The sequence below is a fragment of the Paraburkholderia sp. genome, assembly GCF_035501035.1.
Classification (GTDB): Bacteria; Pseudomonadota; Gammaproteobacteria; order Burkholderiales; family Burkholderiaceae; genus Paraburkholderia.
The window spans coordinates 1-19,065 of record NZ_DATJWR010000052.1; the positions used below are offsets into that span (position 1 = coordinate 1).

Consider the following 19,065-nt stretch of genomic DNA (forward strand, 5'->3'; position numbering starts at 1 on the left):
CCGCGAAGATCGGCCGGTCGATGAAGAATTTCGATATGTTCATGGGTTGCTCGCTTTCTGGGCGCTCGTCGAGCGCCTGGTGCGTGTTTGGGGTTTGCTCGGGTTTGCTCGGGTTTGCTTGTCGCGGGCTTGGGGCTTTGGTGTTTTCTTGCTTTCGTGTCGGTATGCATGCGTTGCCCCTGTGCGGGGCGGCACCTACTTTTCTTTGCGGCGGCAAAGAAAAGTAGGCAAAAGAAAGCCGCTCACACCGCCAATACTTCAATTAGCATCACTTACCATTACTCGGAGTGGTGCCGGGGCGTCTGTCACCTCGCACCCTTCACGTTAGTGACAAAGCGCTCATTCATCCCACTGCGCGCTACGCGCGTCGCGGTCGGGTCTGCGAGGGAAACCAACGTGCTGTTTCATTTCTCGAAGAACGACGAGCCAACCACTGGTTTGGGGTTATGCCCCACGGCGCGCGAAGCGCCGCCGGAAGGAAGAGCGCTTTGTCACTCCGGCAAACGGCCAGTGATGCCAGACGCTCCGGCACCGCTCCGATAAAGGTCATGTGATGCCAGGCGTAACACTCGCGGTGTGAGCGGCTTTCTTTTGCCTACTTTTCTTTGCCGCTGCAAAGAAAAGTAGGTGCCGCCCCGCACAGGGGCAACGCTTGCACACCGACGCGAAAACAAGCCTATACCAAAGCCCCCCGCCTCACGACAAAAGTCAGGACGTCTTCGCCACCTTGGTGGCAGCATTCACGGCGGCGCTGGTTGCCGAGCCGGCGTCGGGATCGCCGTTCATCGGCACCATGTGCGAGCGCACCAGCTCACCGGGCCGCACGCGCTGCGTGCCATTCACCACAACGTGATCGCCCGCTTTCAGGCCGTCGAGAATCACGCGCAGGTTCCCCTGCTGGCCGCCCGTCTGCACGTTCCGATAAGCGATCTTGCCGCTGCCGTCCACCACGTAAACAAACTTCTTGTCCTGATCGGTACCGATGGCGGCATCGTCGACGAGCAGCGCCGGGTGCGGCGCGCTGCCGCCCACCTTGATGCGCGCATAGAGGCCCGGCACCAGGGCGCCGTCGGCGTTGTCGAAGCGCGCGCGCACGCGAATCGTGCCCGACGAAGTATCGAGGCGGTTGTCCACGGACTCGATCGTGCCCGTGCGCGAGTAACCTGCTTCGTTAGCGAGCCCCAGTTCGACCGGCACTTTCGAGCCGTCCTTCAGGCGGCTGATGTAATCGAGGTAGGTTTGCTCGTCGGCGTCGAACTCGGCGTAGATGGGCGAAACGGAAACGAGCGTGGTGAGCGGCGCGGCGCTCGCTCCCGCCGAAACGACGTTGCCCACCGTGATCTCCGCACGCGAAACGCGCCCGGAAACCGGCGCGACGATGCGCGTATAACCGAGGTTGATCTGCGCGGCTTCGAGCGCGGCCTGCGCGGCCTTGAGATTCGCGTTCGCTTCGCGCGAGGCGTTCTGCTTCTCGTCGTAATCGCGCTTCGCGATGGCGTTGTCGCCAATCAGGCGCTGTGCGCGCTCCCAGTCGCTTTGCGCGTAGCCAGTGCGCGCCTGCGCGGCGGCAAGCTGCGCAGCGGCCTGATCGACGGCCGCCTGATACGGGCGCGGATCGATCACGAACAGCGTATCGCCTTTGTTCACGAGCGCGCCGTCGCGGAAGTTCACCGAAACGATCGTGCCCGAAACCTGCGGACGTATCTCCACTTTCTCGACGGCGGCCATACGGCCGGAATAGCTCTGCCAGTCGGTGATCGTGCGATTCAACACGGCGGCCACGTCGACCTCCGGCGCGGGCGGTGCTTCCGCGGCAACGGCATCATGCGAATCGAAGCGGATCGCGCCGAGCGTGCCCAGCCCCGCGACGACAAGCACGCCGATGACCGAGAGCGCGATGCGTGAACGGGATTGCGAAAAAAGTGACATGTCGGACTCCAGAAATAATGGTTGATTGTTCTTCACTGGCTCGGCAACACCGTGGCGTCAGCGCTTTCGCCGCTGTGGTCAGGACGCGCCGGCGTCGAAGCAGCAGCGGAAAAACCGCACGGCTTCCCTCAAGGCGGCAGGATGCGCCGCGAGATTCGCGTGCGAGACGCTCGGGTAGCGCACCACCTGGGTGCGAACGCCGGCGTCGATCAGGCGGCTCGCGTACTTCTCCGCCTCGATGTGCAGCACGTCGTTCTGCGCCGTCACGATGAGCGTGGGCGGCAAGCCCGCAAGCCGCACCGATTCGAGCGGCGCCGCGTACGGATGCATGCGTTGCGACGCTTCGGGCAAGTACGCGCGATAACACGCGGCGCACTCGCTCGCGGTGATGTCCGAGCCGAGCCGCGTCGCGTCGCCAAGACGCGTGAGGCTCGGGTCGAGCATTGGCGCGAACAGCGCCTGCGCCACGAGCCGGACGTCGCCGCGATCGCGTCCCATGAAGGCGAGCACGTTGGCGATCTGGCCGCCCGCGTCGTGGCCCGCCGCGATCATGCGCCTGGCGTTGCCGCCGAATGCCCGGGCTCGTGTAAGCGCCCAGAGCGCCGCACGATGCGCGTCTTCAGGCGCGGCCGGAAACGGGTACTGCGGCGCGAGCGAATACCCCACGCTCACGACGAGCGCTGGTAAGCGTTCTGCGAGAAATTGCCCGGCGGCCTGAGCCTCTTCGATCGACCCTCGCACGAAGCCCCCGCCGTGAAAGTAGAGCAGCACGGGCAGCCCGTTCGCGCCTTCCGGGCGGTACACGCGCAGCGCAATTGGCTGGGCATGGCCTTCTATCGTCACATCGGTCGTGAGCAGCGCGCGCGCAGTGCTTGCGTTGGCGGGCGCGACCGTGGGCAGTGCCGCGGGGACTTCGACTAGCGGCGCTTCCTCGGTGGAGATCCACGACGTCGTGCGTTTAAAGGCTTCCATGTCAAATTGGCGCAATGCCCGAGAGTAGATTCGAATGGAGCGAATTGTGTGTTAGGCAAACTTGCAAATAAATGCCTATAATCCGGCAACACAATTCGGTGCACCTGAACAATCTCTCTGTTCTTTTTTGCGCGCGAGTTTTCCTTCAAGTGTCGCGCGCCGTGCGGCCGAAGCATTTTTGGAGAATGGCAATGGACCGCCTTCAGGCCATGCAAGTGTTCACCCGCGTCGTCGATACCAACAGCTTCACGCGCGCAGCCGAAACGCTCGACATGCCGCGCGCCTCCGTCACGACGATCATCCAGAACCTCGAAGCGTTTCTCGGCGTGCGCCTCATGCATCGCACGACGCGCCGTCTCTCGCTCACGCCCGACGGCGCCGCATACTACGAGCGCTGCGTGCGCATTCTCGCGGACGTCGAAGAAACCGAACAGACGTTCCAGGATCGCAACCGCAAGCCGCACGGCAAGTTGCGCATCGACATGCCCGGCTCGATCGGCCGGCTCATCGTGATTCCTTCGCTGTGCGAATTCCATGGTCGCTACCCGGATATCGACCTTCAACTCGGCCTGACCGACCGCCCCGTCGACCTGCTGCAGGAAGGCGTGGATTGCGTCGTGCGCGTAGGCGCGCTGCAGGATTCTTCGCTGGTCGCGCGGCGTATCGGCCTCTTCGAAGGCGTGTCGTGCGCCGCGCCCTCGTATCTGGAGCGCCACGGCACGCCGCAAACGCTCGAGGATCTGACCGAACATCGCGCCGTGAATTACTTTTCGTCGCGCACGGGGCGTGTGATCGACTGGGCCTTTCTCGTGGATGGCAAGGAAGTCGAGGTCAAGCTCAAGAGCATGGTCTCGGTAAATGACGCGGACGCCTACGTGACGTGCGGCATCGAAGGCTTCGGGCTGATTCAGGGGCCACGTTACATGGTGCTGCCGCACCTGAAGTCGGGCGCGCTGGTCGAGGTGCTGCCCGATTTCAAGCCACTTCCCATGCCGATCTCGGCTGTGTATCCGCATAGCCGCCATCTGTCACCGAAAGTGCGCGTGTTCGTCGACTGGATCGCCGAAGTCTTCGACCGTTGCCCGCTCTTGAGCGGCCGCGCATCGCTCGACAAGGCCTGCACGATGCGCACGCCTGAAGAGCGCGAGAACGCACCAGCCCTCGAAACGCCCGTCATTTCGGAGTGGGCCGCATAGCGTCCAGCATCGCCTCACCGCCCTCCCAAGCCGCATCCGCAAGGCTTTTGCGGGTGCGGCGCAGCGATTGTTCCGGATTTTCGACAATTCCTTTCGCGTTGCGACTGTTTATCGCGCTCGCTCGCGCAACTACATTTGCTCCTGTCGCCGCAGCGGATCTCCTTCTGGCCCGCACACACGGCGCCCTTATATCAGGAATCAGGAGCAGATCATGAAACGCACTCTCGCAACCGCTATTGGCGCCACACTGGTTCTCTCACTCGCGGCGAGCGCATCGGCTTTCGCGCAAACCGCCAGCAGCGCCCCGAAAACGCGCGCCGAAGTGAAGGCCGAGATCGTCGCTGCCTATCGCGACGGCACGCTGCCCTCGCTCAACAAGACGAGCTACCCCGAGCAAAGCCTGATCGGCCGCACCCAGGCGCAACGCATCGCGCTGCAGGAAAGCCACGCCAATGCCGCTGCGCGCGTCGCGCAAGCTGGCGAATAAGGCTGCAGGGCACATCGACATTTCCCCTGCAAGACGAAAAACGTAGGAGTCCGACATGAACCAGACCGTACCGTCCGAACTCGACACCTGGGATAACACCACGCCCGTGTGGACGCCGTTTCGCCACTGAAGCGCGCGTGTAGATGTGAAAAGGCCCGACGGCTTCGAAACCGTCGGGCCTTGGCTCATTTCAGCTCATTGTGCAGTCCGGATTTATCGATTCACGAAATCCGGTTCGAAGAACACCCAGCGCACGAGAGGAAAGCGCGCCTGCAGCGCGGCTTCGATCTCGTTGATCGCCTCGACCATCGTGCGGCTGTGATCGTAGTCGATCATCTCGCACTGCACCGCGACCACGACTTCCTTGCCCCACTGCAGCGTGATGAGATTGATGATGGCGCGAATTTCGGGCCGCGCGCGCAGGAACCCCTCGATATCGCGGCGCATTTCCGGGCTCGCCGATTCGCCCACGATCATCGACTTCACTTCGCGCGCGATGAACCAGGCGATCAGCATGAGCAGTACGCCCACGCCAATCGAGCCGCACGCGTCCCATACCGGATTGCCCGTGATGACTGTGGCCAGCACGGCGGCGAATGCGATGGCGAGGCCCGCCAGCGCCGCGATATCTTCGCCGGCCACGACGAGCAGATCAGATTCGCGTGTTTCGCGCGCCCAGCGCCACAAGGATTTCGTGGGCGCGCCCTTGCGGATTTCGCGCATCGCGCCGTAGAGCGAAAACGCCTCGAGCACGACGGAAACGCCGAGCACCACTAGCGCCACATACACGAACTGGAGCGGCTCGCGCAAGATCAGGCGATGAATGCCCTCGTACACCGAGAACGCACCGCCCACGAAGAACAGCAACAGCGCGACGAGCAGCGCGTAGAAGTTGATCGCGCGACCCGAACCCATCGGGTGCAACGGTGAGGGCGGTTCGCGCGACTGGCGCAGCCCGAGCAACAGCAGCAGTTGATTGCCGCAGTCGGCGGTGGAGTGAATCGCTTCGGCGAACATCGACCCCGAGCCGGTGAATACCGCGGCCGCGTACTTGCAGATCGCAATGCCGAGGTTCGCAGCGAGCGCGTAGAAGATGGCTTTGCGCGATTCTCCGCTCATACGGCCTCGACGCGTGCCGGGCCTTCGCTCACCTCTCCAATTGCGCGTGCGTCGTCGAAGCCTTGCGCGCGGAAGATCGCCAGCACCTCTTCCACGCTCTGCGGCGCGCAGGCAACGAGCAGGCCGCCCGAGGTCTGCGGGTCGGTGAGCAGCGTGCGCGCGCTTTCGGGCAGGTTCGGCGCGAGCGTCACGGCCTCGCCGTACGAGGCCCAGTTGCGGCCCGATGCGCCCGTATAGATGCCCTCGGCCACGAAGGCCTCCACGCCCGGCAGCCAAGGCAGGTCGGCATAGCGCACGCGTGCCGTGAGATTCGCGCCGCGCGCGATTTCGAGCGTGTGGCCAAGCAGGCCAAAGCCCGTCACGTCGGTCATCGCGTGCACGCCAGGCAGTTCGGCCAGCGCCGTGCCCGGCTTGTTGAGCATTGTCGCGGCGGCCACCATCGCCTTGTAGCCGTTGTCGTCGAGCCGATCCTTCTTGAGCGCCGCCGAGAGCACGCCCACACCGAGCGGCTTGCCGAGCACGAGCACGTCGCCGGCGCGCGCCGATGCGTTGCGCTTCACGCGCTCAGGATGCACCACGCCGAGTGCCGCGAGCCCGTAGATGGGCTCCACCGAATCGATCGAATGTCCGCCCGCCACGGGAATGCCCGCTGCCGCGCACACGTCCTCGCCGCCGCGCAGCACCTGCGCGATCACGTCGTGCGGCAGAACGTTGATGGGCATGCCCACGAGCGCGAGTGCGAGGATCGGCTTGCCGCCCATCGCGTAGACGTCCGAGAGCGCGTTGGTCGCGGCGATGCGGCCGAAGTCGTACGGATCGTCGACGATCGGCATGAAGAAGTCGGTGGTCGCGACGATGGCCTGCTCGTCGTTGAGCTTGTAGACGGCCGCGTCGTCGGCAGTTTCGGTGCCGACCAGCAGGTTCGGAAACGCGGTGGTGAGCGGCGTGCTGCGCGCGAGCAGCGCCGAGAGCACGCCCGGCGCGATCTTGCAGCCGCAGCCGCCGCCATGCGAGAGGCTCGTGAGGCGCGGCACAGCGGCGCTGATTGCGTTGTTGTCGTTCATGTCGGGAATCGTCCTGAAAGTGCCGGATTGACGCTTCGTATTATGGATCAATCGCCGGCAGGACGATGCGGGCGGCGGGCGGCTGCCGCGTGCCGGGGTTTGCTCAGACGCTCCCGGCGGCGGCCGTCGCGGTGGCGTCGCCCGCGTGGAGGGCGTCCGCGAGCCATTGGGGATCGTCGTGAGGCAGGTCATGCCCCGCCCACGGATGCTCAACGTGCGGCGCACCCCACGCGCGCGCGAGCCGCGCCGAGCAAACGGGATTCACGAGCCGGTCGCCGCGCGACGACACCACGAGCAACGCGCAGCGCGGCACGTCGCGCACCGTGTAGCGTGCGGCGGCGGCCAGCTGGCGCAGCGCGTTCGCGCGGCTCACGGCCGCGCTCGCGCGGATCGCGCGCCATGTCGCGAGGTCCGCCGCGAGCGTGTCGCGCCGCGCGCAGGTGAGGCCGTGGATCAGCGTTTCGGCAATGCCCTCGGCGTCGCGGCCGTCCCAGTGGTGCGCCACGCGTACGAGCACGGGCCAGGCGGTGGGCCGCAAACGCTCCGGCATGCGGCTATATGGCCGCATACTCGTATTCACGAGCACGAGCCGCTCGATCTCTTCTGGGTAGCGCAGCGCCCACGAAGTCGCCACCATGCCGCCCAGCGACATCGCCAGCACGCGGTACGGCGCGCGCGCGCCGCGTCGCCGCGCCTCGGCGCGCAGCGCGTCCACGTAGGCATCGACCGCGAGCGGCGAGCGCGTATGCACTTGCGCGCCATTGCCCGGCAGGTCGATGGGCAGAACGCCGTCGCGCGCGGCGAGCAGCGTTGCGAACGCGCCCCAGTGCCGCGACTCGCGCGTGAGCCCACGCAGCAGGATCCACGGTTCGCTCATGCGCCCGGCCTGCGATACCAGTGCCCGATCGCGCTTTGCAGCACCTGCTCGCGCGTCACGCCCTCGGGCAGCCAGCGCGGCGCCGAGTACGCGGCGCGCGTGAGGAACTCGAACAGGTTCGCATGCCGACGCAAGACACGCGCCGTGCGATGCTGCATCACCGGATTGAACATGCCCTGGCGCGAGAAGAGCTGCCGAGGGTTCTTCTTGATCCACAACCACGAGCCCAGCTCGAGCGTGAGCGGCAGGAAGATGTTCTCGGCAGGCGCGCGATCGTATGCGCAATCCCACAGGTCGCCATGCAGCAGATACTGATGGCTCTGCGGCTCGAAGGTATAGCCGTGATGCGGATGCGCGCGCTCGAACATCGTCTTGAGTACGTACATTTCGGGCAAGTGGCGCATGAGCCGGCGCGTGCGCGCGTACGGAAACCAGATGCTGTCGCTCCAGCCGTAGCCAGAATGGCAGTCGAGTGCGAACGAGAGCGGCCGGCACGAGAGTTCTTCGTCGACGATCTTCAGCAGCGCCTTCGCCTCGATCTCCATGGGCGCCCCGCGCCTGCCGCGATACCACGGCAGCCAGGAGCCGACGCGCTGGCCGCCCGCGAGAAAGGGCACGTGCTCGTCGGCGTCCTGCGGCGCGTTACGCATGAGGTCCACGCCGTTCGGGTTCGCGCGCGTGGCGAGCCACATGCCGCCGGGATTGAGGATGGGCACGAACACGATACGCACGGATTCGAGCTGGCGCATGAGCAGCTCGTCCCACGCAAGACGCCCCAGCAGCGCGCGCATGTAGTCGAGCACGAGTTGCGAGCCGATGCGCTCGAGCCCGTGAATGCCGCCGAAAAAACCGATGCCGGGCGCCGCGGGATCGCGCGAACCGATCGCCGCCACGTGGAGCGGAAACGCGCGGCCGCGGACCTCGATTTCGCCCTCGCTGCGGATATCGAACCAGCGTGCGCCGGCATCGAGGATCGCCTTGAGGTCCTCGTATTCCGCGAAGCTGTCGGGTAGGAAGCTCAGTGCCTGCATGGCGCCGGGATTCGTCGCTCGTTCGGATCGGGGCCGTTACGCGCGGCCACATTGTCTACAACTGCCTGGGTGCTTGCCGCTTGTGTCAGCAATAAGTCGGCAAAACCGGGGACACCACATGCGTTGCCACCCAATATAGCCGTTTCCGCCGACATTGCGCGTGACAGATATTTGCCGTCATGTACGTGTCACATCACGCGTGTCGATTTTCCCGGTCAACAGCGTGCGAGACGTGTAGTCGTCTAGACGTCGCGATGCCTTCACTCAACCGTCACAGTCGCTTCCTAGAATGAGCCCTCGACTTCACCTGCGACGGATTGTTATGGACGCCATACGCATCGAGCGCCTCTCGAAAAGCTTCGACCGTGACCGCAAAGCGCTCGACGAAATCAACCTGCGCATCGGCGAGGGCGAGATGGTCGCGCTGATCGGCGCATCGGGCTCGGGCAAATCGACGCTGCTGCGTCATATCGCGGGCTTCACGGCTTCCGACCCGCAGCCTTCGCGCATCGACATTCTCGGCCGTCCGATCCAGCAGGACGGGCGCATCGTGCGCGAGGTGCGCCGCATTCGCCGCGACATCGGCTTCGTGTTCCAGCAGTTCAACCTCGTGAATCGCCTCACGGTCGAAACCAACGTGCTGATCGGCGCGCTTTCGCGGCTGCCGCTGTGGCGCCGCCTCACGGGCCGCTTTCCGCGCGCCGAGCGCGAGTTGATGCTCGCGGCGCTCGGCGAAGTGGGCATCGCCCACAAGGCCGCGGAACGCGCCGCGAATCTCTCGGGCGGCCAGCAGCAGCGTGCGGCGCTCGCACGCGCGCTCGTGCAGCGCGCGCGCCTCATTCTCGCCGACGAACCGATCGCCTCGCTCGACCCCGAATCGTCGCGCCGCGTCATGGACATGCTGCGCATGCTGAACCGCGATCACGGCCTCACGGTGGTCGTTTCGCTGCACCAGGTGGACATCGCCATGCAGTATTGCCCGCGCACCGTCGCGCTGCGCGATGGGCGCGTGGTGTACGACGGCCCTTCGTCCGCGCTCACGCCCGCCCTGCTGCAACAGCTCTACGGCGCCGCGGCGCGCGAACTGCTCGAACCCGATGCCGCGGCGCCCGCTGCCCCGCGCTTCGGCGCACAGCCGCGCGCGGCCTGAACAAACATCCCCCCTCAACCCGTAACGTTTCCTCTCACCAAGGACCGCCCCACATGAAACTGCTTCGCTCCATGCTCTCCTGGTGTGCCGCCGGCACCGTTGCGTTCGCCTCGCTCGGCGCCGCGACCGCTCACGCGGAAGACCTCAACTTCGGCATCATCTCGACGGATTCTTCAGCAGTGCTCAAGCAACGCTGGCAGCCGTTCATCGACGACCTGAACCACCAGACCGGCCTGAACGTGAAGGCGTTCTTCGCCACCGACTACTCGGGCATCATCGAAGCGATGCGCTTCAACAAGGTGCAGATCGGCTATTTCGGCAACGCTTCCGCGATGCAAGCCGTGGACCGCTCGAATGGCGAAATCTTCGCAAAGGTGCTCTACACGAACGGCGACACGGGCTACAAGTCGGTGCTCATCACGAACGTAAACAGCCGCGTGAAGACGCTCGACGATGTGTTCAAGAATACTAAGGATCTCACGCTCGGCTGGGGCGACCCCAACTCGACCTCGGGCACGCTCATTCCGGGCTACTACCTTTTCGCGCAGCACGGCGTTTCGGTGAACGGGTCGAACTTCAAGACCGTGCTGCCTTCGAGCCATGAAGCGAACCTGCTCGCCGTGGTGAACAACAAGGTGGACATCGCCACCAACAACACCATCGAGCTCTCCACGCTCCAGCAGAAGCACCCGGACCGTTTCGCCCAGGTGCGCGTGCTGTGGACCTCGCCGCTCATCGCGTCCGACCCGCTCGTGTACCGCAAGGACCTGCCTGAAGCGACCAAGCAGAAGCTGCGCGACTTCTTCTATCACTACGCGAAGACCGACCCGCGCGAGAAGAAGATCATGGCCGACATCACCGGCTACGCAGGCTTCGCGCCCGCCACCGACGAGCAGCTGCTGCCGATCCGCCAGATCGCGCTGTTCCAGCAGAAAGAGAAGATCGCCGCCGACACCCATCTCTCCGACGAAGACCGCAAAAGCCAGATCGCGGCCATCGACGCGAAGATCGGCGCGCTCGCTTCCTCCGCGAAACAGTAATGGGCGCGATGGATTTCGACAGCTCACGCGCAGCACCGCACGGCGAAGGCACGGGGCACGCCGGTGCAGCGGCGGTGGCTCCGGTGGCTCCGGTAGCCACGATGGCCCCGGCGGCTCCGGCCGCCGCCGCCGCGCCACAGCCGGCAGCGCGCCATGCCGCGCCTGGCCCAGCACCGGGCGTACACGCCGGCAAACGCAGCTGGTCGTCGCTCGTGCTCTGGGCCATCGTCTTCGTGCTGCTCGGCGTGGCCTGGCGGGGCGCCGACATGCGTCCGCTCGACCTCTTCTCCGACTCCGCGAACATGGGCACGTTTGCGCGCGGCTTCTTCCCGCCCGACTTCACGGAATGGCGCACCTACGTGCAGGAAATGTGGGTGACGCTGGCGGTCGCGCTGTGGGGCACGGCGCTCGCCATCGTCTGCGCGGTGCCGTGCGGGTTGATGTCGGCGCACAATCTCGCGCCCAACTGGGTCCTGCACCCCATGCGCCGATTGATGGACGCCTGCCGCGCCATCAACGAGATGGTGTTCGCCATGCTGTTCATCGTCGCCGTGGGGCTCGGGCCGTTCGCCGGCGTGCTCGCCTTGTGGGTCCACACCACGGGCGTGCTCGCGAAGCTGTTCGCGGAAGCCGTCGAGGCCATTGATCCGCGCCCCGTGGAAGGCGTGCGCGCCACGGGCGCCTCGCCGCTCGACGAGATCATCTACGGTGTGCTGCCCCAGGTCATGCCGCTGTGGATCTCGTACGCGCTCTACCGCTTTGAGTCGAACGTGCGCTCGGCGATGGTGGTGGGCATGGTGGGCGCGGGCGGCATCGGCGTCGTGCTGTACGAGGAGATCCGCTCGTTCGACTACCCGCAAACCTGCGCCGTCCTCATCATGGTGATCGCCGTGGTCACGGCCATCGATCTCATCTCCGCGCGGCTGCGCGCACGCGTGATCTGACGTGATCTGACGTAATGCGACGCAGCGTTCGGGCGTTGCGTCCTCGTTCTGCGCGTATCCTGTCGCGCGAGCCATAACCGAACGCTTTGCGCGTATCCCGTCGCGCGAGCCATAACCGAACGCTTATAAAACGGCTCGCGCCATCCCCTTTTTCTGGCAATTTGTGGCGATTTGTGGCAATTGTGCGGATTCGGTGGAATAATCACTTTCTTGCGGCTGCAACGGCCCGCCCCTCTTCCAACCCGTTCGATTCGCAACCCCGATGGCTAGCTTCGTCGTCCTGCTGGTCCTGCTTTCGGCGCTCATGCACGCGAGCTGGAACGCCTTCCTTCATCTCTCGGGCGACCGCCTCTGGCTGCTCGGCATGTTCTCGGTGCCGTACCTTGCCGTGAGCGCGATCGGCGTGTGCGTGCTGCCGCTGCCCGCGCAGGCAAGCTGGCCGTACATCGCGGCTTCTGTGGTACTGGAGTTCGCGTATTGCTTCACGCTGATCCGCGCCTATCGCAGCGGCGATTTCGGGCAGATCTACCCGATCGCGCGCGGGCTCTCCCCGCTGCTCGTGTTCGTCGGCGCGCTCGTGTTCGCGGGCGAAGACCTGCACGCGCTCGCGGCGACGGGCGTCGCGCTCGTCTCGCTCGGCATCATGTCGCTCGCCTTCCGCCGCGGCATGCGCTTTTCAGGCGAGAGCGTGCCGTATGCGCTGCTCACGGGCCTTTTCATCGCGATGTACTCCGTCATCGACGGGCTCGGCGCGCGCCTTGCCGGCAACGCGCTCAGCTACATCATGTGGGTGTACCTGCTCTGGAACATTCCGCAGTTTCTCGTGGTCTGCAAGCTGCGCGGCGGCGTGGCGCAGATGTTCACGTCAAAGTCGGCGGTCGCGCGCGGCATGCTCGCCGGCGTGCTCGCGCTCACGGCCTACTGTCTAGTGATCGAGGCGTTCCGCTTCTTGCCTATCGCGATGGTGTCCGCGCTGCGCGAGCTCTCGTCGATCTTCGCCGTGCTGATCGGCTGGCTCTTCATGAACGAGAAGCTCACCACGCGCCGCATGGTGGCGTGCGCGCTCGTGACCTGCGGGGCGGTGCTGATCCGGCTGTGACGCTATGCGGCGTGACGAGCCCCCGCACCGCAAGGCACGGCACGGCACGGCACGGCTCACGCTAACGCCGGCAAGGTCGTGTCGATGGCCTCGGCGAGCGTCTCGAACGCCGGCGCGATTTCCTCGTCGGGCACGCACGCATAGCCGATCAACAAACCCGGGGCGGCCCGCTCGCGCGCCGAGTAATACCCCGAAAGCGGCCGCACGACGATGTTGCGCGCGAGCGCGGCCTCGGCCACCGCGCGGTCGTCGCTGCCTTCTGGCAGCTGCATCACGACGTGCAGGCCGGCATCGCCGCCCATGGCGGGCAGCGCGTCGCCGTAACGGCGCGCGACGGCGTCGAGCAGCACCTGGCGACGCTGGCCGTAGAGCGCGCGCATCTTGCGGATATGCGAGGTGAAATGCCCTTCGGCGATGAACTCGGCGAGCACGGCCTGCTGCAGCAATTGGCCCTCGCGGTAAAGCTCGGCGCTCGCGGTCGCGAAGCTTTCCGCCAGCGCTTCCGGCGCGACGAGATAGCCCACGCGCAAGCCCGGAAACAGCGTCTTGCCGAAGCTCCCCACGTAGATCACCTGCCCCGCCGTATCGAGCCCCTGCAATGACGCGAGAGGGCGGCTGCCGTAGCGGAACTCGCTGTCGTAATCGTCCTCGATGATCCAGCACTGATGCTGGCGCGCGTACTCGAGCAGCATGCGGCGGCGCGCGAGGCTCATCACCATACCGAGCGGATATTGATGCGAAGGCGTGACGAGTATTAGCCGCGGCGGCGGCGCGGCGAAGTCGGCGGGCGACGGGTTGAGCCCTTCGCTGTCCACGGCGATCGGGCGCGCATCGAGGCCCGAGACGTGCAGCACGCTGCGCACGCCCCAGTAGCACGGGTCCTCGGTCCAGATGGTGTCGCCGGGGTCGGAAAGCAGACGCACGGCAAGGTCCACCGACTGGTGAATGCCCGTCGTGATGATGATCTGCTCCGGCGAGCAGCGCACCGAGCGCGACGTGCGCAGATAGTCGGCCAGCACGTGGCGCAGCAGCGCGAGGCCGCCGCCGGGCGCGTAGGTCAGCAGGTCGGGGCGCAGGCGGCGCCAGTACTTGTTGTGCAGGCGCGTCCAGACGCGCGCCGGGAAACGCGAGACATCGGGCACCCCGGGCATGAAGGCGCCTCCCTGGCGCTTCGAAACGCCCGCGCCCGCGATCAGGCGCGCGCCGCGCGCGGAGAGCGCGCGAGCCGTCGCACGCTGCGGGTGTGCAGGGGCGATGGAGTCGGCCTGCTGCCCGCGCGCGGGCGTCGTCGTGGCGGCACCCCCTATCGTCGCGCCGGCGCCGCCCGTGCCTTCGGTCAACGCTCCGTCGGCGCGCAGGTCTTGGCTGTTAGTTGCGATTCGATCCGACTGCAGCGTTAGTATTGGCCCTACCTTGCCTACGTTTTTTGCCATTTTCACAGAGCCAATTTCCGCGGCCCCGACGATCTCGTCCGGCGACGTATCGGCCACGAAGGTTCCGCGCCCTGTCGCCGAAGTCACATAGCCTTCGAGCACCAATTGCTCGTAGACCTGCGTGACGGTATTGCGCGCAATGCCCAGTTCGGCCGCCAGCAGCCGCGACGACGGCACCCGCGCCCCGGCCGGCAATTCGCGCGAAAGGATGGCCTGCTGCAGCAGCTTGTGCAGCTGCCGGTAGACCGGCTGACCGCTCCCGCGCTCGAGCCGTTGGGCCAGCCAGTCTGACAGGACACTCGCACGCATCGAAATTGGCTCCTATGAATTTATCTGAATGGCTCTGAAATTTAGAGCCAAACGTGAGTATAGTCGCGACATGGACTGCCTGCTGGTCCGCCAACCAATCCGAGAACCGACTGATTCCGAAGGAGATGAACGTGAGCAAGAACGCCGATCTGCTGAGCCGCAAGGACGCCATTACCCCGCGCGGCGTGGGCGTGATGTGCAACTTCTACGCCGAGCGCGCCGAGAACGCGGAGCTGTGGGACGTGGAAGGCCGCCGCTTCATCGACTTCGCAGCTGGCATCGCCGTGTGCAACACGGGCCACCGCCATCCGAAGATCGTGGCCGCGATCAAGGAACAGCTCGAGCGCTTCACGCACACCGCCTACCAGATCGTTCCCTACGAGTCGTATGTCTCGCTGGCCGAGAAGATCGCCAGGCGCGCGCCGGGCAGCTTCGCCAAGAAGGCCGCGTTCTTCACGACCGGCGCTGAAGCCGTCGAAAACGCCGTGAAGATCGCGCGCGCCCATACCGGCCGCCCGGGTGTCATCGCCTTCGCGGGCGGCTTCCATGGCCGCACGTTGATGGGCATGGCGCTGACCGGCAAGGTCGCCCCGTACAAGCTCGCGTTCGGCCCGTTCCCGGCCGACGTCTACCACGCCCCGTACCCCAACTCGGTCCACGGCATCAGCACGGCTGATTCGCTCAAGCACATCGAGATGCTGTTCAAGGCCGACATCGATCCGAAGCGCGTTGCCGCGATCATCTTCGAACCGGTTCAGGGCGAAGGCGGCTTCTACCAGGCACCGGCCGACTTCGTGCGCGGCCTGCGCAAGATCTGCGACACGCACGGCATCCTGCTGATCGCCGACGAAGTGCAGACGGGCTTCGCACGCACCGGCAAGCTGTTCGCGATGGAGCACTACGACGTGGCGCCGGACCTCATGACGATCGCCAAGAGCCTCGCAGGCGGCATGCCGCTCTCGGGCGTGGTGGGCCGCGCGGAAGTCATGGATGCGCCAGCGCCCGGCGGCCTCGGCGGCACCTATGCAGGCAACCCGCTTGCGGTCGCATCGGCGCATGCGGTGATCGAGATCATCGAAGAAGAAAAGCTCTGTGAGCGCGCGACAAAGCTCGGCGACAAGCTCAAGGCCCGACTCAACGCGATGAAGACCGAAGTGCCGCAGATCGCCGACGTGCGCGGCCCCGGTGCCATGAACGCAGTCGAGTTCTGCAAGCCCGGCACGAGTGAAGCCGACGCCGACTTCACGAAGCGCGTGCAAACCGCCGCGCTCAATCGCGGCCTGCTGCTGCTCGTTTGCGGCGTGTACTCGAACGTCGTGCGCTTCCTGTTCCCGCTGACGATCCAGGACAACGTGTTCGACGAAGCGCTCGCGATCCTCGAAGAGTCGGTCAAGGAAGCAGTGGGCGTGCCGGCGTAAGCCTCGGCGCCCCTCATCGCTCCTTTATGCAAACCAGGCCCGGCGCGCGGCGCGCGGGCCATCCACGTGACGGCACACCGGCGCTTGCCGCTGTGCCGTTCGTCGTTCTGCGCCCCCGCCTCGCACGGGGACGCCTGTCCGGAGTTCAAGCATGAACCTGAAAGACGCATCGCTGCTGCAAACCAACGCCTATATCAACGGTGAATGGCAAGGCGCCGAAGACGGCGCCACGCTCGAAGTGAAGAACCCTGCCACCGGCGCGCTGATCGGCACCGTGCCGCGCATGGGCGCGGCCGAAACGCGCCGCGCGATCTCCGCCGCGAATGCCGCGTGGCCCGCATGGCGCGCGAAGACCGCGAAGGAGCGCAGCGTCATCCTGCGCAAGTGGCACGACCTGATGATGGAGAACGCCGACGACCTCGCGCTCATCCTCACCACGGAACAGGGCAAGCCGCTCGCCGAAGCGAAGGGCGAGATCGGCTATGCGGCTTCGTTCCTCGAATGGTTCGCGGAAGAAGGCAAGCGCATTTATGGCGACACGATTCCCACGCCCGCCAACGACAAGCGCATCGTCGTGACGAAAGAGCCCGTGGGCGTGTGCGCCGCGATCACGCCGTGGAACTTCCCGGCCGCGATGATCACGCGCAAAGTCGGCCCTGCGCTCGCAGCGGGCTGCCCGATCGTCCTGAAGCCGGCCGAGGCCACGCCGTTCTCGGCGCTCGCGCTGGCCGTGCTGGCCGAGCGCGCGGGTGTGCCGCGCGGCGTCTTCAGTGTGGTGACCGGCGACCCGAAGGCGATTGGCGGCGAGCTCACGAGCAACCCGACCGTGCGCAAACTCTCGTTCACGGGCTCGACGCCGGTGGGCCGCCTGCTGATGAGCCAGTGTGCATCGACGGTCAAGAAGGTCTCGCTGGAACTGGGCGGCAACGCGCCGTTCATCGTCTTCGAAGACGCCGATATCGATGCGGCCGTAGCAGGCGCCATTGCCTCGAAGTACCGCAACAGCGGGCAGACCTGCGTGTGCACGAACCGCTTCTACGTGCATGACGCCGTGTACGACACGTTCGCCGCGAAGCTGCGCGACGCGGTCGAAAAGCTCAAGGTCGGCCTCGGTACCGAGGCCGGTGTGACGCAAGGCCCGCTCATCAACGAAGCGGCCGTGCTGAAGGTGGAATCGCACATCGAGGACGCGCTCGCGAAGGGCGCGCAGGTGACGACGGGCGGCAAGCGCCACGCGCTCGGCCACGGCTTCTTCGAGCCGACCATTCTGACGAACGTCACGCCCGCGATGAAGGTTGCGCGCGACGAAACGTTCGGGCCGCTCGCACCGCTGTTCCGTTTCTCGTCGGACGAGGAAGTGATCAGGATGGCGAACGATACGGAATTCGGGCTCGCTGCCTACTTCTACAGCCGCGACATCGGCCGCGTGTGGCGCGTGGCCGAGGCGCTCGAATACGGCATGGTGGGCATCAATACCGGCCTGATCTCGAACGAAGTGGCGCCGTTCGGCGGCGTAAAGCAGTCGGGCCTTGGCCGCGAAGGCTCGCACTACGGCGTGGACGATTATGTTGTGATCAAGTACCTGTGCATGGCGGGCATGTAAGACGCGAGACGAACGATGGGGGCCTTTTCGAGGCGCCCATGTGGCTCGTCGCGAGGCCGGCGCGTTGCGGTGATACCGCGGTGCGCCGGCTTTTTTGATGTGTCCTTCTTCGACGCGTGCTTACTTGGCTGTGCTGACTGTCGTCACTTGCGTGGCATAGGCGGAAACGAACACGGCGTGGATCGTGTCGCCGACCTTTAAGGTCTTGAGGTCGATTTCGGGCCCGACCTTGAGCGTCAGGGTTTGGTACGCGCCGCGCAGCGTCACCTCGCGCTTTTTCGCGTTGATATGTTGCACCGTGGCCTGCACTTCGACCTGACGCGCGGCGTCGTAGCCCGACGAGGCCGGCAGATAGACGTTGGTATCGACGCGTTTGCGAATGCCTTCGTCCTCGCCTTTGACCTTGTCGGCCGTGATGAGCAGTGCGTTCTTGTAGAGCACGTCGACGGTATCGCCTACGTTGAGCTTGTCGAAGTTGCTGACTTGCGGGCTGAGCGCGATATCGACATCGTTGCCGCGCGGACCGCGCAGCGTGACGACGCGTGCTGCTCGGTCGATCCCGACGATCTTCGCCTGGATGTGCACCGGCGGCGCATTGGCGATGACTGCCTGCGCCTCGGACGCAAGTGCCGATTGATCTTGCGGCACTGAGGCGGACTGGTCGTTTTGCGCCGACGCTGCATGCGAAACACCGAAGCCCATCATGCATGCCGCTGCGAGAATCGCTAGCTTGCTCATTTACGTTCTCCTGTTCTAGACGGGGTCGATATGGGTTCGGCGCGTCGCGCCGAGGTCGGGACGATTCTACGCGTGGGTTTCGGAGGCTGGACGCAATGCGTCCGGAGTTGCGGCTCAACTTCGCGTTGTGCGCGGGAATTTATATGAATCTGGGTATTGTTGCGGGATGCGGAATTGTTTTCTTTTTTTGCGTTGATGGTTTCTTTTTTTGTCGCGGTTCTTGGTGGGTTGGGATTTTCTTGTTTTCGCGTCGGTATGCAAGCGTTGCCCCTGTGCGGGGCGGCACCTACTTTTCTTTGCAGCGGCAAAGAAAAGTAGGCAAAAGAAAGCCGCTCAAACCGCCAGTGCCTCGCCTTGCACCACTCGCCTACCACCGGAGTGGTGCCGGAGCGTCTGGCATCACTCGCCGTCTACCGGAGTGACAAAGGGCTCATACCTCCGGCGGCGCTTCGCGCCCCGTGGGGCATAACCAAAACCAGTGGTTGCGCCTCGTCCCCCGAAAGAGGGAATAGCACAGTCGGTTTCCCTCGCATACCCGACCGCGACGCGCGTAGCGCGCAGTGGGATGAATGAGCGCTTTGTCACTAACCCGAGATTCCAGTTGCGGCCTGGCGAGCTTGCCCTTGCGCCACAAGCGCCTGGCGTGAGTGCGGGGT

16 protein-coding genes and 1 pseudogene are annotated in these 19,065 nt (G+C 65.3%); 9 read left to right on the forward strand and 8 right to left on the reverse strand.

The window, feature by feature from the left end; all coding sequences use genetic code 11:
- Window positions 1-227, forward strand: a pseudogene (locus VMJ11_RS03045) (hypothetical protein); the annotation flags it as partial.
- 481 nt (window positions 228-708) lie between these two features.
- Here the strand turns inward: VMJ11_RS03045 and VMJ11_RS03050 are convergent.
- Both VMJ11_RS03050 and VMJ11_RS03055 read right to left on the reverse strand, forming a co-directional pair.
- Window positions 709-1,929: an efflux RND transporter periplasmic adaptor subunit gene (locus VMJ11_RS03050; RefSeq protein WP_325616768.1), complete on the reverse strand. Its 1,221-nt coding sequence runs from the start codon at window positions 1,927-1,929 to the stop codon at window positions 709-711.
- Between the two features lie 78 nt (window positions 1,930-2,007).
- Window positions 2,008-2,901 (reverse strand): alpha/beta hydrolase, encoded by an 894-nt coding sequence (locus VMJ11_RS03055; protein ID WP_325616770.1) that lies wholly within the window; start codon window positions 2,899-2,901, stop codon window positions 2,008-2,010.
- Between the two features lie 191 nt (window positions 2,902-3,092).
- Between VMJ11_RS03055 and VMJ11_RS03060 the strand changes: the two genes are divergently transcribed.
- Both VMJ11_RS03060 and VMJ11_RS03065 read left to right on the forward strand, forming a co-directional pair.
- A complete protein-coding gene (locus VMJ11_RS03060; RefSeq protein ID WP_325616772.1) occupies window positions 3,093-4,097 on the forward strand; it encodes a LysR family transcriptional regulator in 1,005 nt (334 codons plus the stop codon).
- Window positions 4,098-4,308: 211 nt separating this feature from the next.
- On the forward strand, window positions 4,309-4,584 hold the full coding sequence (locus VMJ11_RS03065) for a DUF4148 domain-containing protein (RefSeq protein WP_325616774.1): 276 nt from the start codon (window positions 4,309-4,311) through the stop codon (window positions 4,582-4,584).
- 213 nt (window positions 4,585-4,797) lie between these two features.
- On the opposite strand, the gene VMJ11_RS03070 is transcribed toward VMJ11_RS03065, so the two are convergent.
- The 4 genes from VMJ11_RS03070 to VMJ11_RS03085 form a co-directional block, all read right to left on the reverse strand.
- The gene (locus VMJ11_RS03070) at window positions 4,798-5,703 is read right to left on the reverse strand and encodes a cation diffusion facilitator family transporter (RefSeq protein ID WP_325616776.1); all 906 of its coding nucleotides are present in this window, start codon (window positions 5,701-5,703) and stop codon (window positions 4,798-4,800) included.
- On the reverse strand, window positions 5,700-6,767 hold the full coding sequence (selD, locus tag VMJ11_RS03075; protein WP_325616778.1) for a selenide, water dikinase SelD: 1,068 nt from the start codon (window positions 6,765-6,767) through the stop codon (window positions 5,700-5,702). The genes VMJ11_RS03070 and selD overlap by 4 nt, the downstream gene beginning before the upstream one ends.
- 103 nt (window positions 6,768-6,870) lie before the next feature.
- Window positions 6,871-7,644, reverse strand: a complete 774-nt coding sequence (locus VMJ11_RS03080) for an alpha/beta hydrolase (RefSeq protein WP_325616780.1) — start codon at window positions 7,642-7,644, stop codon at window positions 6,871-6,873.
- On the reverse strand, window positions 7,641-8,675 hold the full coding sequence (locus VMJ11_RS03085) for a M14 family zinc carboxypeptidase (protein WP_325616782.1): 1,035 nt from the start codon (window positions 8,673-8,675) through the stop codon (window positions 7,641-7,643). The genes VMJ11_RS03080 and VMJ11_RS03085 overlap by 4 nt, the downstream gene beginning before the upstream one ends.
- A 322-nt stretch (window positions 8,676-8,997) precedes the next feature.
- On the opposite strand from VMJ11_RS03085, the gene phnC reads away from it, so the two are divergent.
- The 4 genes from phnC to VMJ11_RS03105 all read left to right on the forward strand — a co-directional run bounded on the left by phnC (window position 8,998) and on the right by VMJ11_RS03105 (window position 12,908).
- Window positions 8,998-9,825, forward strand: a complete 828-nt coding sequence (gene phnC / locus VMJ11_RS03090; protein WP_325616784.1) for a phosphonate ABC transporter ATP-binding protein — start codon at window positions 8,998-9,000, stop codon at window positions 9,823-9,825.
- A 53-nt stretch (window positions 9,826-9,878) separates the two neighbouring features.
- The gene (gene phnD / locus VMJ11_RS03095; RefSeq protein WP_325616786.1) at window positions 9,879-10,865 is read left to right on the forward strand and encodes a phosphonate ABC transporter substrate-binding protein; all 987 of its coding nucleotides are present in this window, start codon (window positions 9,879-9,881) and stop codon (window positions 10,863-10,865) included.
- A gap of 101 nt (window positions 10,866-10,966) precedes the next feature.
- On the forward strand, window positions 10,967-11,809 hold the full coding sequence (gene phnE / locus VMJ11_RS03100) for a phosphonate ABC transporter, permease protein PhnE (RefSeq protein WP_325616796.1): 843 nt from the start codon (window positions 10,967-10,969) through the stop codon (window positions 11,807-11,809).
- A gap of 262 nt (window positions 11,810-12,071) precedes the next feature.
- Window positions 12,072-12,908, forward strand: a complete 837-nt coding sequence (locus VMJ11_RS03105; protein WP_325616788.1) for an EamA family transporter — start codon at window positions 12,072-12,074, stop codon at window positions 12,906-12,908.
- A gap of 56 nt (window positions 12,909-12,964) precedes the next feature.
- On the opposite strand, the gene VMJ11_RS03110 is transcribed toward VMJ11_RS03105, so the two are convergent.
- Complete coding sequence (locus tag VMJ11_RS03110) at window positions 12,965-14,650, reverse strand: PLP-dependent aminotransferase family protein (RefSeq protein ID WP_325616790.1); 1,686 nt, start codon at window positions 14,648-14,650, stop codon at window positions 12,965-12,967.
- A gap of 125 nt (window positions 14,651-14,775) precedes the next feature.
- Between VMJ11_RS03110 and gabT the strand changes: the two genes are divergently transcribed.
- Both gabT and gabD read left to right on the forward strand, forming a co-directional pair.
- Entirely contained in the window at window positions 14,776-16,068 is a 1,293-nt protein-coding gene (gabT, locus tag VMJ11_RS03115) for a 4-aminobutyrate--2-oxoglutarate transaminase (RefSeq protein WP_325616798.1), read from the forward strand.
- A gap of 151 nt (window positions 16,069-16,219) precedes the next feature.
- Complete coding sequence (gabD, locus tag VMJ11_RS03120; protein WP_325616792.1) at window positions 16,220-17,671, forward strand: NADP-dependent succinate-semialdehyde dehydrogenase; 1,452 nt, start codon at window positions 16,220-16,222, stop codon at window positions 17,669-17,671.
- 120 nt (window positions 17,672-17,791) lie between these two features.
- Here gabD and VMJ11_RS03125 read toward each other — a convergent pair whose 3' ends face one another.
- A complete protein-coding gene (locus VMJ11_RS03125) occupies window positions 17,792-18,409 on the reverse strand; it encodes a hypothetical protein (protein WP_325616794.1) in 618 nt (205 codons plus the stop codon).
- Between the last annotated feature and the right edge of the window lie 656 nt (window positions 18,410-19,065).

Excerpts from the sequence above, each read along its gene's own strand:
- gabT (WP_325616798.1), top strand. The coding sequence starts at position 14,776 with ATGAACGTGAGCAAGAACGCCGATCTGCTGAGCCGCAAGGACGCCATT.
- gabD (WP_325616792.1), top strand. The coding sequence starts at position 16,220 with ATGAACCTGAAAGACGCATCGCTGCTGCAAACCAACGCCTATATCAAC.
- VMJ11_RS03050 (WP_325616768.1), bottom strand. The coding sequence starts at position 1,929 with ATGTCACTTTTTTCGCAATCCCGTTCACGCATCGCGCTCTCGGTCATC.
- VMJ11_RS03060 (WP_325616772.1), top strand. The coding sequence starts at position 3,093 with ATGGACCGCCTTCAGGCCATGCAAGTGTTCACCCGCGTCGTCGATACC.
- VMJ11_RS03070 (WP_325616776.1), bottom strand. The coding sequence starts at position 5,703 with ATGAGCGGAGAATCGCGCAAAGCCATCTTCTACGCGCTCGCTGCGAAC.
- selD (WP_325616778.1), bottom strand. The coding sequence starts at position 6,767 with ATGAACGACAACAACGCAATCAGCGCCGCTGTGCCGCGCCTCACGAGC.
- VMJ11_RS03125 (WP_325616794.1), bottom strand. The coding sequence starts at position 18,409 with ATGAGCAAGCTAGCGATTCTCGCAGCGGCATGCATGATGGGCTTCGGT.
- phnC (WP_325616784.1), top strand. The coding sequence starts at position 8,998 with ATGGACGCCATACGCATCGAGCGCCTCTCGAAAAGCTTCGACCGTGAC.
- VMJ11_RS03080 (WP_325616780.1), bottom strand. The coding sequence starts at position 7,644 with ATGAGCGAACCGTGGATCCTGCTGCGTGGGCTCACGCGCGAGTCGCGG.
- VMJ11_RS03055 (WP_325616770.1), bottom strand. The coding sequence starts at position 2,901 with ATGGAAGCCTTTAAACGCACGACGTCGTGGATCTCCACCGAGGAAGCG.
- VMJ11_RS03065 (WP_325616774.1), top strand. The coding sequence starts at position 4,309 with ATGAAACGCACTCTCGCAACCGCTATTGGCGCCACACTGGTTCTCTCA.
- VMJ11_RS03105 (WP_325616788.1), top strand. The coding sequence starts at position 12,072 with ATGGCTAGCTTCGTCGTCCTGCTGGTCCTGCTTTCGGCGCTCATGCAC.
- phnE (WP_325616796.1), top strand. The coding sequence starts at position 10,967 with ATGGCCCCGGCGGCTCCGGCCGCCGCCGCCGCGCCACAGCCGGCAGCG.
- VMJ11_RS03110 (WP_325616790.1), bottom strand. The coding sequence starts at position 14,650 with ATGCGTGCGAGTGTCCTGTCAGACTGGCTGGCCCAACGGCTCGAGCGC.
- phnD (WP_325616786.1), top strand. The coding sequence starts at position 9,879 with ATGAAACTGCTTCGCTCCATGCTCTCCTGGTGTGCCGCCGGCACCGTT.
- VMJ11_RS03085 (WP_325616782.1), bottom strand. The coding sequence starts at position 8,675 with ATGCAGGCACTGAGCTTCCTACCCGACAGCTTCGCGGAATACGAGGAC.